This window comes from Pseudoalteromonas haloplanktis ATCC 14393, assembly GCF_000238355.1.
GTDB lineage: Bacteria > Pseudomonadota > Gammaproteobacteria > Enterobacterales > Alteromonadaceae > Pseudoalteromonas > Pseudoalteromonas haloplanktis.
In genome coordinates this window covers 27,520-41,270 of sequence record NZ_AHCA01000003.1, presented here as the reverse complement: position 1 = coordinate 41,270, position 13,751 = coordinate 27,520, and the positions used below count along the sequence as shown (strand labels likewise).

Sequence of the window (13,751 nt, the reverse complement as noted above, 5' to 3'; positions counted from 1 at the left end):
CCAAATTGATTGAATAGATATGGTATGCCCACTATCTAAATAAGAGAAATTAATTATAATTATTATCCTGATAAGAATTTCATATCAATTTGGGTGATCAAGGACATCAAGATGTTAGATATTCATTGGTTAAAAACCTTTGTTACATTGGCGGAACTAAAACATTTTGGTAAAACCGCCAATGCGCTGCATATGACACAGCCCAATGTTAGTTTGCATATTAAGCAACTAGAAAAAATGACACGGGTAAAACTGATCGAGCGTAGTCCGTTTAGTTTAACGCAAGCAGGTTTACGGCTATTGCAGTCTGGGCAAAAAACCTTGTGGGAATTACAGGTGTGCCAATCTGATTTAAATGCGATTAATGAGCTACGCCAAGGCACCCTGACGATTGCGGCCAGTGATATTATTTCTCGGTTATTATTGATTGAGCCGTTTCAGCTGTTTAAACGTCAGTTTCCAGGTATTGATTTTACTTTGCTCAATACGACGTCTTCACAAGCATCGGCGTTGGTTAAAAATGCCGAAGCTGATTTAGGGTTTGTTATTGCCCAAAAAGAAAGTGAGCCGCTGCACTTTACCCAGCTACAGCAAATAAAATGGTGTGCGCTGGGTAATCATTTACAGTTATGGCAGCAAGCTAAAAATAACAACACTATAACGCTAACTGAGCCGCCAACATTAATTTTACTCGGCCATGATACGCGTACGCGCGAGTTACTCGATAGCGCATTACCGTCATTAAATTTACCTAATTACCGGGTAATGGAAGTGGGCAGTGTGGATGCACAAATTGATTGGGCTGAAGCGGGCTTTGGTGTTGCTATCGTGCCGGAGTTTTCACTGCGCAGTAAAGCAAATTTAACCACGACAGTCACCGCCTTACCTAAGTTTCCTACTACTAGTTTAGGTTACATTGTGCGGCAAAATCAGGTGCTTTCAAAAGCAATAAAACAATTGCTGCATTGGGTGAGTGAAGAGATCTCTCGTAGTTATCGCTAACCAGAGGTGTTTGTTTATTTGTTAATTTTCACAACAAAAAGTGTAAAGCTTTCATGCATATATTAAGATGTTGTGCTGGCAGTTTTAATACTGCAATTATTCAGACCTATGCGGACCCTCTATTTAATGAGCTATTTTAAAAATTTAATTACAAAATTTATAATTATGATGCAACAGCGGCCAGGTTTATTGGCGGTTTTCGCATTTTGTAGTGGGGTGGCAAGTTATGTGTTGGTTGAGCGTAAAGAGTCATACTCGCAAATTATAGCCATACTATTACTTGTTAGTTGGGGGTGGTTGATAGTTGATAACTGGTTGCGTGATAAAGTGGAGCAGCGCTTTGGCGTGGCAGTATCTCCTAACTTTATGCGTTTTGCCCTGCAAATGGTGCAGCAAGAAAGTTTGTTTTTTGCTTTGCCGTTTTTTTTAGCTGTGACTTCGTGGAACCATCCACAAGCTGTTTTTACATCCTTAATTATACTTTGCGCGTTTATATCGGTTGTCGATCCTCTTTATTATAAAAAGTTAGCCAAGCACAGCATTCTGTTTACAGTATTTCATAACTTTGCGCTGTTTGTAGTTATTTTAGTTACTTTGCCAATTCTACTTAATCTCACTACAAGCCAGAGTTTAGGGATAGCTTTGATCACAGCGATTATTTTCACCTTGCCGAGTTTAGGTAATTTAATGCCTAACGCTCGATGGTGGCGGTTTCCATTATTAGTGTTACTGCTGTGTATGCTAAGTGCTGGTTTATGGCAGCTACGTAGTTGGGTACCTCCCGCAGCGCTTCGTTTAACAGACATCACTTTGTCGCATCAAGTTGATGTTGAGCAGCGTAAACCCGTAGGCAGTATTAAGCACCTTGACGCTAACTCATTACATCAACAAGGCCTGTATAGTTGGACTGCGGTTAAAGCACCAAGAGGATTAAACGAAAAAATATTTCATGTGTGGATCCATAACCGTGAAATAGTGGATCGCATTGCATTAAACATCAGTGGTGGGCGAGATCAAGGCTATAGAGCATGGACGCATAAAGTAAACTTCCCAGCAAACTCTGTTGGTAAGTGGCAAGTACACGTTGTTACTGAGTCAGGACAATTGATTGGCCTAACTAAATTTACAGTTACTAAATAGATTGTTTGTTAGCCAAGTTAGTGACTTTTATAACTAGCATTATTATTTCCTGCTATTGAGCGATTAGCTCATTTTAAATAAGGGTTTTTCCCTTGTGTCACTAACACACAAAATATTCGTAAATCGAGCTCTAGCTGGTGGTAGTTTGGCTCCATGTGACAACATAACTGATAAAAGCTTTTGTTGTGGTCTTTTTCTTTAAAGTGGGCGAGCTCGTGGACGACTAAAGCTTTTAGTAATTCTTCTGGTGCGCACAGTAAATCACTATTTATGGCTAAATCGTGTTTGCGGGTTTTTCCCTGCATACGATAGGTGTGTGTGCCTAGTGCGTTAGTCACCATGTCGCCTTGTTTTTTAAATGCGGCGCGGCCAAACGGCGGCGCGTTTTTTAAATAGCGTTTTTTAAGTTCGGTGGCGTATGTGTACAACGACTTGTCATTGGTGATGGTATGGGCATGCGGGTATTTTTTAGTTAAATACGCGCCGTGTTTATCATTATCAATAAGCTGTATAACTTGGCTGACAATTTGCTCTGGGTAGCCAGTAAAGTAGCGTTTAAAATCACTCATTTAATACTTCTGTCGTTAATAAATTAAAAAAGACTCGCTTGGCTGGCTTCCTTTTCGCCAATAAAAGGGCTGAGCACTGGGTGATCGTAACCTAAATCTTCACAAAATGCCCGCGCTAACAATGGGGCTTGGCGGTTATCTGCGGTATGAAAAAATACATACGGGTGTTTGCCTTCATCAAGCCATTGTTTTACTTTTTTAAGCCAAGGTTGGTAATAGCTTTTATAATCGTGCTCTAAATTGGCAATCACAAAGCGAGCCATAGGTTGACTGCCTGTTGCAATTGCATGTACTGGTAGATGCGGCTTTTTTTGCTGGGCATCAATGAGCGCCGCTGTATTAGGTTTGACAGCAAACAGCGCGCGGGTATCCATGGCTATTCGGTTGATGTTGTTTGCAATTAGTAGCTGATTTAACGCAATTTCCGCCGCACCTTTTTTGAAAAACTCAGGATGGCGTACTTCCACGCCATAACTCAAACCTGTGGGCAGTTTTGTAATAAACTGCGCTAATAATGGCAATTGCTGCGGACTAAAACTACTGGGAAGCTGTAACATGATCTGCCCAATATGGGGCAATAATGGTTCAAACAAGTTAAACCAAGCAGTCAGTTCATCATCTACATTTGTCAGTTGCAATTCATGGCTAAAGCGTCGGTGAAATTTAAACGTAAATTTAAAGTCACTATTAACAGCCCCACGCCAGCGGTTTAATGAGTCTACGCTGGGATCAGCATAGAAACTGGTATTGCCCTCAACGGAGTTAAACACCTGAGCGTACTCGTGGAGCATCTCGGCATTTTTGCAGTGACTTGATAATAAATTACCTTTCCACGCGGTACTTGACCACTGCGGACACCCTAAATACAACATAAAATGGTTAACTGATAGTGTGTTTTTGTTAGTGTAACAAATATCTAGAATGACTGAAAATTGAATGCTAACAGGACGCTGCGACGCTCGCATTTTCAAGTAACTTGGGTATAATGCTTCCCCTAAAATGATTTATAAATAGTGGCTTTATCTCCCCAAAAACGTCAAATTCTTAGGGAAAGCGGCTATTAGTCTTACACTGACAGGAATACTATGCGCTCTATATACTGCGGACAGCTAAATAAAACTCACGTAGATCAAGAAGTTGAATTATGTGGTTGGATCAATAAACGTCGTGACCTTGGTGGGTTAATTTTTGTCGATTTACGCGATAGAGAAGGTTTAGTGCAAGTTGTATTCGATCCTGAAGTTGAAGGCTTAATGGATACAGCTAATAAATTACGTCAAGAGTTCTGTGTTCAGCTTAAAGGTGTTGTACGTGCTCGCCCAGAAAGCCAAATCAATAAAGACATGGCCACCGGTGAAGTTGAGATTTTAGGCACTAGCTTAACTATCATCAACCGTTCAGAGCCATTACCACTTGATTTTAACCAAGTGAACTCTGAAGAACGTCGCTTAAAATACCGTTATCTAGACCTTCGCCGCCTAGAAATGAGTGATCGTATTAAGTTACGTGCTAAAGCGAGCAGCTTTGTTCGTCGTTTTTTAGATGAAAACGGTTTCTTAGATATTGAAACACCAGTACTAACTAAAGCAACCCCAGAAGGCGCACGTGATTACTTAGTACCGAGTCGTGTTCACAAAGGTAGCTTTTACGCTTTACCGCAGTCTCCACAGTTGTTTAAACAATTGTTGATGATGTCGGGCTTTGACCGTTACTACCAAATCGTTAAATGTTTCCGTGATGAAGATTTACGTGCGGATCGTCAACCAGAGTTTACCCAAATAGATTTAGAGACTTCATTCATGAGCTCAGATCAAGTACGTGGTATGACTGAGAAAATGATCCGTGAAATGTGGCAGTCATTATTAAACGTTGATTTAGGTGATTTCCCAGTGATGCCTTACGCAGAGGCAATGAGCCGTTTTGGTTCGGACAAGCCTGACTTACGTAACCCGATGGAGCTTATTGACGTTGCTGATTTAGTAAAAGACGTTGAGTTTAAAGTATTCTCTGGCCCTGCCAATGACGAAAAAGGCCGCGTTGCGGTATTAACTGTGCCAGGCGGTGCCGCGCTTTCTCGTAAGCAACTAGATGACTACACTAAGTTTATTGGTATTTACGGTGCGAAGGGTCTGGCATGGATGAAAGTAAACGACCGCGATGCAGGCGCTGAAGGCGTACAATCACCTATCGCTAAATTCTTAAATGAAGAAGTGATCAATGAGCTACTTGCGCGTACTAATGCACAAACGGGTGACATCATTTTATTTGGTGCAGACAAACGCAACACAGTAAATGAAGCGATGGGCGCATTACGTCTTAAGATCGGTGTTGATTTAGAAATCACTAACCTTGATAGCTGGGCACCACTTTGGGTTGTTGACTTCCCAATGTTTGAAGAAGATGACGAAGGCACATTACACGCCGTACATCACCCATTTACAGCACCAAAAGAGATCAGTGCAAGTGAGCTTGAAGCGAACCCTGCAGCGGCTATTTCAGATGCATACGACATGGTATTAAACGGCTACGAAGTAGGTGGTGGCTCTGTACGTATCCATAATGCTGATATGCAAGAAGCTGCATTTAGAATATTAGGAATTGAAGCACAAGAGCAGCAAGATAAATTCGGTTTCTTACTAGATGCACTTAAATACGGCACGCCACCTCATGCAGGTTTAGCATTTGGTCTAGACCGTTTGGTTATGCTACTTTGCGGCACCGATAATATTCGTGACGTAATTGCATTCCCTAAAACAACACAAGCGTCGTGTTTACTGACAGATGCCCCAAGCAAGGCTAATGCGGATTCGCTAACTGAGCTTGCTATCAGTGTTGTTGAAAAAGCAGAAAAGTCAGCAGAATAAGTGATTAATTAGCACTTAATTTTGCAATTGATTTAAAAAACCCTTAGGTGTATGTCTAAGGGTTTTTTTGTGCTTTAATTTATCAGTTAAATAAAATAATAAAGGAATAATATGTCTATTGATGCGACGCTTTTGGGAACAATCATCTTAGTTTTGGTGCCTGTATTTGCGCTTGTTAGTTACTTTTTGGGAAAACGTAAAACAACAACGCCTATTATTGTTGCCGTGATAGGTGGGTTTTTAGGCTTAGTACCTGTGCTTGGGCTTATTTTTATAGCTGTTTTGGCACTTAAGAGTGATTTAGCTAAAGAAGCGGTTTGATGTTTTCACAAAACGATTATTACGATCAGCAATTTGCAAACTGTACGGCTACATCGCAGCGCTTTAGCGACATAGAGTTTGAACAATGCCAGTTTATAGAATGCGACTTTAGTCAAAGCCAATTTAGTAGTTGCCGCTTTATTGATTGCGAGTTTATGAACTGCAACTTGAGTGACTTAAGTTGGAACTACAGCTCACTAGAAGAGGTGAGTTTTAAAAGTTGCAAGTTAAACAGCATTGTTTGGGGGCAAGTCAACTGGCCGCAATTGGCATTAACCGCGCCTGTCAGCTTTAAAAGCTGTGAGTTAAGTCATAGCTCTTTTTTTGAATCGCAGCTAAAAGCCTTAACGATGACAGACTGTTTTGCTAAAAATGTTGATTTTAGACATGCTAACTTGGCCGCGAGTGATTTTACTGGCACAGATTTTAGAGATAGCCTATTTCATCAAACTAACCTTAATAAAGCTAATTTTGTTGGTGCGAGTCAGTTTAATATTGATATAAAAAATAATGAAGTGAGTAATGCCAAGTTTGAGCGGCTTGAAGCGTTAAGCTTATTAACTGGTTTAGATATCGAGTTGGTAGATTAGCCGTTATTTCACGGCTAATCTTGTGCAAAATTAGCAGGCAGGGCCATTTTTGTTCCGTGCACTGGCAAGTGCTCTGGCAATTTCGAGTAGTGCAGGGGTAATATCACTTGCACCTTCTTTGATAAGTTTTGATACATCACCTGATGAATACAGGCTATCGCGTGGTGATTTAATGCCAAGCTCTCGCACAAAGTCCTTGGTTTTACCTGTACTACCGGTTTCAATAAATTTAAAAATAATACGTTCGTTATTACTTTTTGGCTCGGCTTGTAATACCGCGATTTCGTCTTTGTAAGCTTCAATTCGCCCTTGTAAGATGTCGATGCGTTGTTCAATGCTGCTATATGATTTCATGGCTACTTTCTAGATAAACGTAAATATTACCGTCATTATCGCATATATTTTTAATTAATTTTAACTTTGCTGAAAGTAAGGGGTTTTACCTGACCCTAAGTCATATACAAATTACACTAAAAAAATTAAACTCATTGTAAATTAAATAAAAATTATAAAGATCATACGATGTTCCACACTTTACAATCCCTCGTAGTATTTGTTTTATTTAGCTTAAGTACCCTGAGCTATGCCAATAATGAGGTGATCGTTGATAAAAACCGCGACCGTGCTATTGCGATAAATATCGCATTGCCAAGTAATGGATTAAGTTGCAGTGAACAAAACAAATGCCCAGTGGTTTTCATTAACGCCGGTTATGGTATCTCTCATACTGACTATCAATTTGCTGCTGATATTTTTACCAGCAGAGGCTATTTAACCATTGCCGTTGCTCATGAATTAAAAGGCGATCCTGCACTGGATCCTAACCAGCCTTATATGGCAACGCGCATGGAAAATTGGCACCGAGGTGTCGTGACCCTCAAATTCTTAGTGAATGAGTTGAACGTTCGCTACCCAGCGTATGACTTTAGCCAGTTAACGTTATTTGGTCATTCCAATGGCGGTGATATCTCAGCGCTTTACGCGGCAATCTACCCAAACGAAGTGAGTGCAGTGATCACCTTAGATCATCGCCGTATGTTATTGCCACGTAATAAAAATATACTTGTGCTGACATTGCGCGGCAGTGATTATCCAGCTGATACGGGAGTTTTATATAAAAAAGACGAACTTACCCGTTTCCCTGTGAAGCAGGTTTTTTTAACTAATGCACGACACAATGATATGTTCGATGCTGGCCCTATCGAGTTACTCAATAAGATGAAAAGACATTTAAGTGAGTTTTTGGCTGAGCAATGAATAGATAAGTAGTTTATAAGGAGTGAATTAACAATGAAGTGTTTTTTGCAAGGAAGCATAATTTTTTTACTTTTAGTTACGTTTATGCCCTATGTTGAGGCAAGGGAGGCTGATTCAACAACGGGACTACATGTAACAATTGATGTAAAACCCGATGGCAATCTTATTGTCACGGAGCAGTTTGATATAACAGCAGGTGGTTACATATTTAAGCATGGTATTTTTAGACGGATCCCATTGTTACTTAAGGGGCGTTATGGCGGTGAATACTTAGCTGGCTTCAAAATGCTAAGTGCTCAGTTAAATAATACATCAACACCTTACCAAGCAACCATTTCAAATGGGAAGGCAATTATAAAAGTAGGTGATCCCGAAAAAGAGTTAGATTATGGACCTGCAAGCTTTGTTATTACTTATCAACTATCAGATGAAATTCGATTTTTTCAAAATTATGATGAATTATATTTTAATGCCATTCCTCATCAATGGGCAACTTCAATAGATAAGTCAACGGTTGTAGTTAACCTGCCTGAACAAACAAAAGCTTTGAAATACAAAGCCTATACCGGCTTTTACAAAGAGAAAGAAGAAAATTACATTGTTGAAAATCCAGAACAAAATCAATTTAGATTTACGCCGACGCAAGAGTTAGGTCTTGGGCAAGGGATGACAATTGTTCTCGCACTGCCTAAAGGTATAATCGATCAACCTTCGGTATTTTATTTTATATTCTTACTGGATTTTTTAGAGTGGATTTTGTTAATCACGTTTGTGGCTACAGTGGGCAGTTTTGTTTATTGGTCTTGGCGTAAGGTTGGCATTTATCCAGATGAAAATATCAAAACTTCAGATACTATAGATGTGCCCAGCGAGATAAGTCCTGCAATAATTAATTACATATTAAACCACGCAATTTTTTCAAATAGTACAATGAGAGATTTAACTTCTGCCAGCACTCACTTAGCTATTAAAGGCTATCTAGACATAAAATATGAATACCTGCCCGATGATAGTGGTATCAAAGAAGGCTCATTTTATACCCATACATTAACATTATCACTTAAGACAAACCTACCAAACACCTCTTTACCAAAAAATGAACAATGTATTCTCGATTGGGTTATTAAGCAGGGGGGGAGTTACCAAGTTAGCCGTGAAAATAGAAAGAAAAATCGAGAACTCTTTAAACTTTTTTCTAGTGCGATTAGCAAAGATTTAAAAGCGACAAGTATTTTCACGTGGAATATTAAATACACACTTTTTACTGTTGCTCTGTCGTCGGTATTTGTTGGCTTACAATTGATATTTGGCGTTTCAGATTGGACTGATATTCTGTGGGGACCGCTTGTTATTCTTATGACTGCTCCTGTGGGCATTATATGGTTGGCCATTTACGAAAGTATTTTTGAGGACACTGATGAGGATGTTGAGCCACAGTGGGGAAAAAAAGGGCTTACTTATATGCATTACATGGCTTCCTTGGATGTGGCTTCTTTGTAGTTTTTTACCTTTGTTGTCGATCTCGATGGCTTTTTTATTGTTACTTAGTATAACTGCATTATCTTTAAATCGCGGCCCCTCCAAATACGGGAAGCCGTTACTGGTGAGTTCAATGCAAATACGCAAATATATATCCGCTAAAAAACTGCCTGAAGACGATCTATTGCTCACTGAAACTGAATATGAGCAATTTTTACCTTATGCAATTTCGCTTGATTTAGATGATGAATGGTGTACTCGATTTGATGAAGTTCTGAGGTTTAAAAGAGGGCAATTTAGAAAACAAAAAAGACGCAAAAAGAAGAAAATTTCTGGATCCCCTAACCCTTATAGATATACACCGTTGTGGTTTTCAGGTAGCTTTTCTGATCAGAGTGAATTTCTTAATAGTGTAGATGGTATGAGTTATTCAGCTTTAGGGAGCTCAAGTGTTTCATCCTCTATGTCGAGTTCAGGCTTCTCCACTGGTGGCGGTTTTTCTGGCGGAGGTGGCGGTGGAGGTGGCGGTGGGGGGTGGTAGGCAAATGATAGTAACACTAAATTTTAGGTTTATAAATCAAATGCCTAACTGGAAAGTTAGCTGTTAATCTAGCAACTCACTGACGATCAATGGATTATTATGTAGCGTTTTATGAACCGGGCATTTGTCGGCTATTTCCAACAGGCGCTGACGTTGTTCGTTTGTTAAATCACCCACTAGGGTGATTTTTCGCGTGATGGCTTCAAGCTTATCCGTTTGCTCGCAGTTATCGCAATCATTGTGATAGTCTCGAGTGTGGTCCAACTCTACCTTGACGTGATCTAGTGGCAAGTTTTTACGGCTTGCATACATACGTAAAGTCATCGCGGTGCATGCGCCAAGGCCTGCCAATAAGTGATGATACGGATCGGGTCCTAAATTACTGCCGCCGACTTTAATAGGTTCATCTGCAAGCCAAGTGTGATCTTTGGTGCTGACATGCTGAGTAAATACATGGTCTTTTTCTTCAACTAATACGTTGCCGTTGGTCAGTTTGGCACTGTATTGGCTGTTATCAAAATCCACATAACGTTTTGCCCATGACGCTATAACGTCTGCTGCGTAATCGGCATCGTCTTTGTTAGTGAGTAGGTGGTCGGCGTTATCTAAACTAATAAAGCTTTTTGGATGTTTAGCGCTGGCGTAAATTTTTTCGGCTTCTGAAATATTTACAGTGGCGTCGATTGGGGAATGCATTACTAATAATGCACGTTTTAACTTGCTAATATGACTACGGTCATAATTAGCAATGTCGTCTACAAATTGCTTTTTAATTGTAAACTCGCGACCAGCTAAGTTGACTTTTGCTTCCCCTTTATTGTTGATCTCGTCTAAATGAGCGGCAAAGTTGTGAGCAACGTGCTGGGCATCTGATGGAGCGCCAATGGTGGTAATGGCTTGTACTTCAGAAATATGTTCAGCAGCTGCAAGTACCGCCGCGCCACCTAAGCTGTGGCCAATTAATAACTGGGGGGCTTTAAAATGCTCGCGCAGATGATCCGCGGCTGCGATTAAATCTTGGATATTTGATGAAAAGTTGCTGTTAGCAAAATCACCATCACTGTTACCAAGGCCTGTAAAATCAAAGCGTAATACCGCAATGCCTTGTTGAGTGAGAGCGCGGCTAATTCTACTGGCAGCGGCAATATCTTTACCGCAGGTAAAGCAGTGGGCGAATAGGGCGTAAAATTTAACCTCACTGGCGGGTGACTCTAATTGTCCGGCAAGGGTTAATTCACCACTTTTAAATGTTACCTTTTGTCGCATGAAATGTGCCTTACTGTTGATAGAAAGAGGAGATTATTTAAGAGTAGACCATTTTAATAACGGTTTGATTTCAATTTGATTTTATCATTTTGCAGAATAAACGAATGTTGATCTGTATCAAAGCTTGGTTTGTCACTAATCTAGAGAGGACATAAGTCCTTATGTTTTTTAGACTATTTTATTATGCTCGCGCAGCGCAACAATGAAGCAACTGCTATGATTAGCAAAGGCTTTTGACAACTTAATTCATTGGATACGAACATGCAACTACCTACCGTCGATTATAAAGCGAGTGATGCGGCCGCTCAATTTGTTGAGTCTCTTAGAAACACCGGCTTTGGTGTTTTGAAAAATCATCCTATCCCACAGTCATTGGTTGAATCAATTTATAAAAATTGGCAGGATTTTTTTAATTCTGAGCAAAAACATGCGTTTTTATTTTCTAAAGACACCCAAGATGGTTATTTCCCGCCATCAGTCTCGGAAGTTGCAAAAGGTTTTACAGTAAAAGACATTAAAGAATACTTTCATGTTTATCCAAAAGGTCGTGTGCCAGCAGAATTAGAAGCAGATATTCGAGAATATTATCGTTTAGCTAATGAGTTTGCAGCAACATTATTAAGTTGGGTACAAGCAGAGGCACCGGCGGATGTACGTGCTAAATTTTCGATTGATTTAAAAGACATGATTGCGAACTCTGAGCAAACCTTGTTACGTATATTACATTACCCACCAATGACAGGTGATGAAGAGCCTGGGGCAATTCGTGCCGCTGCGCATGGTGATATTAATTTGCTAACAGTGCTACCAGCCTCGAATGAGCCTGGTTTACAAGTACAAAAAACCGATGGCGGTTGGTTAGATGTGCCATGTGATTTTGGCAGTTTAATTATTAATATTGGTGACATGTTGCAAGAAGCATCGGGTGGCTATTTTCCATCAACGATTCACCGAGTCATTAATCCTACGGGTAAAGCGTCGACTAAATCGCGTATTTCGTTACCGTTATTTTTACACCCGCGACCTGATGTTGTGCTTTCTGAGCGTTATACCGCAGATAGTTACTTACAAGAGCGCTTGCGCGAATTAGGTGTTAAGTAATTAAAATATTGGATAACAACTCCTATTTTATAAAAACGGCCATTGTGCCGTTTTTTGTTTTTAGACATGCCTAGGCAATAATTTTTAAAGTTTAAGCGTATGGGAGCGGCGCAAAAGTTAATATTCAATGCATTATTGGTCACGATCGGTATAATGCGCGCAACTGGCCACTTTGGCCTTATTTAAAAGAGAGTTTATATGAGTTTTGATGGGTTAGGTTTATCACAGTCTTTAGTTAATGCAGTTTTAGAAAAGGGCTATGAAACGCCAACACCAATTCAGGCTCAAGCTATTCCAGCGATCATTGAAGGTCGTGATGTAATGGCCGCAGCTCAAACCGGGACGGGTAAAACAGCGGGTTTTACATTACCGCTTATTGAATCTTTATCTAAAGGACAAAAAGCGAAGAGCAACCAAGTGCGCGCGTTAATTTTAACACCAACTCGTGAGCTGGCATTACAAGTGAGCGAAAATGTTGAAGAGTACGCGAAACACTCTAATATCAGCTCATTTGTTGTTTATGGTGGTGTGAAAATAAATCCGCAAATGCAAATGCTTCGTAAAGGTGTGGATATTCTAGTTGCAACACCTGGTCGCTTGATTGACTTACATAATCAAAATGCGTTGAAATTCGATAACCTCGAAGTATTAGTGCTAGATGAAGCGGACCGTATGCTTGATATGGGTTTTATTCACGATATAAAGCGTATTATTAGTAAGTTACCAACTAAACGTCAAAATCTCATGTTTTCTGCTACTTTCTCAGATGAAATTCGTGCATTAGCGAAAGGCTTGATCAATGATCCCGTTGAGATTTCAGTGGCAGCAAAAAATACCACCGCAAAAAGTGTTAGCCAGTGTGTTTACGCCGTAGATAAAGCGCGTAAAACAGCTTTATTAAGTCATTTGATCCGTAGTAACGATTGGCAACAAGTGTTGGTTTTTAGTCGTACAAAGCACGGCGCTAACCGTTTAGTTAAACAATTAGAGCGTGATGATATCGTCGGCGCGGCTATTCATGGTAACAAGTCACAAGGCGCACGTGTTAAAGCGCTTGACGGTTTTAAAAGTGGTGAAGTTCGTGTGCTAGTGGCAACTGACATTGTTGCTCGTGGTTTAGACATTGTTGAATTACCACATGTTGTGAACTACGATTTACCTAATGTATATGAAGATTATGTTCACCGTATTGGTCGTACAGGTCGTGCGGGTGCATCAGGCCATGCGATTTCATTTGTAACAACTGAAGATGCGGTTGATTTATACGGTATTGAGCGTTTTATTGGTGAGCTAATTCCACGTGCCGAAGAAGACGGTTTTGAGCCTGTTAACCCAGTCGCAGAGCGTGCATTAGATGCTCGTCCGTTGCCAGCTAAAAAGCCTAAGAAAAAGCAGCCTTTTAACAAGCCTAAATCGGACAGTAAAAAACCAAATAGCAATGGTAGCGGCACGGGCCCACGTCGCGGTGGTTCAGGTAAAAAACCTGATGCGAATAAAGCCACTGGTGATCAAGCGCAAAACCCGTGGGCTAAACGTCAATCAGTGAGTGGTTCTGGCCAACGCCGTCGTCGTCCAAACAATGTTGGTTCACAAGGTAATTCGTAAAATTACCTTGATAAGC

The 13,751-nt window shown here is 40.3% G+C and carries 14 protein-coding genes; 10 read left to right on the top strand and 4 right to left on the bottom strand.

All coding sequences use genetic code 11. The annotated features are described in order from the left end of the window. The first annotated feature begins 111 nt into the window (after nt 1-111). Together PHAL_RS0107005 and PHAL_RS0107000 are read left to right on the top strand one after the other, a co-directional pair. The gene (locus PHAL_RS0107005) at nt 112-1,002 is read left to right on the top strand and encodes a LysR family transcriptional regulator (RefSeq protein WP_016707711.1); all 891 of its coding nucleotides are present in this window, start codon (nt 112-114) and stop codon (nt 1,000-1,002) included. Nucleotides 1,003-1,128: 126 nt separating this feature from the next. Then, nucleotides 1,129-2,142, top strand: coding sequence for a DUF5924 family protein (locus PHAL_RS0107000; RefSeq protein ID WP_016707710.1), 1,014 nt, complete (start codon nt 1,129-1,131; stop codon nt 2,140-2,142). Nucleotides 2,143-2,210: 68 nt separating this feature from the next. On the opposite strand, the gene PHAL_RS0106995 is transcribed toward PHAL_RS0107000, so the two are convergent. Beyond that, on the bottom strand, nt 2,211-2,711 hold the full coding sequence (locus PHAL_RS0106995) for a M48 metallopeptidase family protein (RefSeq protein WP_016707709.1): 501 nt from the start codon (nt 2,709-2,711) through the stop codon (nt 2,211-2,213). A gap of 23 nt (nt 2,712-2,734) precedes the next feature. Next, nucleotides 2,735-3,583 carry a DUF72 domain-containing protein gene (locus tag PHAL_RS0106990; protein WP_029216066.1) on the bottom strand — a complete coding sequence of 283 codons (849 nt, stop codon included), beginning with the start codon at nt 3,581-3,583 and terminating at the stop codon, nt 2,735-2,737. Between the two features lie 213 nt (nt 3,584-3,796). Between PHAL_RS0106990 and aspS the strand changes: the two genes are divergently transcribed. The 3 genes from aspS to PHAL_RS0106975 all read left to right on the top strand — a co-directional run bounded on the left by aspS (nt 3,797) and on the right by PHAL_RS0106975 (nt 6,486). Then, nucleotides 3,797-5,575 (top strand): aspartate--tRNA ligase, encoded by a 1,779-nt coding sequence (gene aspS, locus PHAL_RS0106985; RefSeq protein WP_016707707.1) that lies wholly within the window; start codon nt 3,797-3,799, stop codon nt 5,573-5,575. A gap of 111 nt (nt 5,576-5,686) precedes the next feature. Continuing rightward, nucleotides 5,687-5,896 (top strand): hypothetical protein, encoded by a 210-nt coding sequence (locus PHAL_RS0106980; protein ID WP_016707706.1) that lies wholly within the window; start codon nt 5,687-5,689, stop codon nt 5,894-5,896. Next, entirely contained in the window at nt 5,896-6,486 is a 591-nt protein-coding gene (locus PHAL_RS0106975) for a pentapeptide repeat-containing protein (RefSeq protein WP_016707705.1), read from the top strand. Before PHAL_RS0106980 ends, PHAL_RS0106975 begins: the two co-directional genes overlap by 1 nt. A 30-nt stretch (nt 6,487-6,516) precedes the next feature. Here the strand turns inward: PHAL_RS0106975 and PHAL_RS0106970 are convergent, their stop codons facing one another. Beyond that, nucleotides 6,517-6,840: a hypothetical protein gene (locus tag PHAL_RS0106970; protein WP_016707704.1), complete on the bottom strand. Its 324-nt coding sequence runs from the start codon at nt 6,838-6,840 to the stop codon at nt 6,517-6,519. A gap of 168 nt (nt 6,841-7,008) precedes the next feature. On the opposite strand from PHAL_RS0106970, the gene PHAL_RS0106965 reads away from it, so the two are divergent. The 3 genes from PHAL_RS0106965 (at nt 7,009) to PHAL_RS0106955 (ending at nt 9,763) form a co-directional block, all read left to right on the top strand. Next, nucleotides 7,009-7,743, top strand: a complete 735-nt coding sequence (locus PHAL_RS0106965; protein ID WP_016707703.1) for an alpha/beta fold hydrolase — start codon at nt 7,009-7,011, stop codon at nt 7,741-7,743. A gap of 33 nt (nt 7,744-7,776) precedes the next feature. After that, complete coding sequence (locus PHAL_RS0106960) at nt 7,777-9,243, top strand: DUF2207 domain-containing protein (RefSeq protein ID WP_029216065.1); 1,467 nt, start codon at nt 7,777-7,779, stop codon at nt 9,241-9,243. Between the two features lie 112 nt (nt 9,244-9,355). Beyond that, on the top strand, nt 9,356-9,763 hold the full coding sequence (locus tag PHAL_RS0106955; RefSeq protein ID WP_029216064.1) for a hypothetical protein: 408 nt from the start codon (nt 9,356-9,358) through the stop codon (nt 9,761-9,763). A 63-nt stretch (nt 9,764-9,826) separates the two neighbouring features. Here the strand turns inward: PHAL_RS0106955 and PHAL_RS0106950 are convergent, their stop codons facing one another. Next, nucleotides 9,827-11,029, bottom strand: a complete 1,203-nt coding sequence (locus PHAL_RS0106950) for a bifunctional alpha/beta hydrolase/OsmC family protein (protein ID WP_016707702.1) — start codon at nt 11,027-11,029, stop codon at nt 9,827-9,829. A gap of 261 nt (nt 11,030-11,290) precedes the next feature. Here PHAL_RS0106950 and PHAL_RS0106945 point away from each other — a divergent pair, with 261 nt between their 5' ends. Both PHAL_RS0106945 and PHAL_RS0106940 read left to right on the top strand, forming a co-directional pair. Then, entirely contained in the window at nt 11,291-12,130 is an 840-nt protein-coding gene (locus PHAL_RS0106945; protein WP_016707701.1) for an isopenicillin N synthase family dioxygenase, read from the top strand. A 198-nt stretch (nt 12,131-12,328) separates the two neighbouring features. Next, nucleotides 12,329-13,735, top strand: coding sequence for a DEAD/DEAH box helicase (locus tag PHAL_RS0106940; protein WP_016707700.1), 1,407 nt, complete (start codon nt 12,329-12,331; stop codon nt 13,733-13,735). Nucleotides 13,736-13,751: the final 16 nt, after the last annotated feature.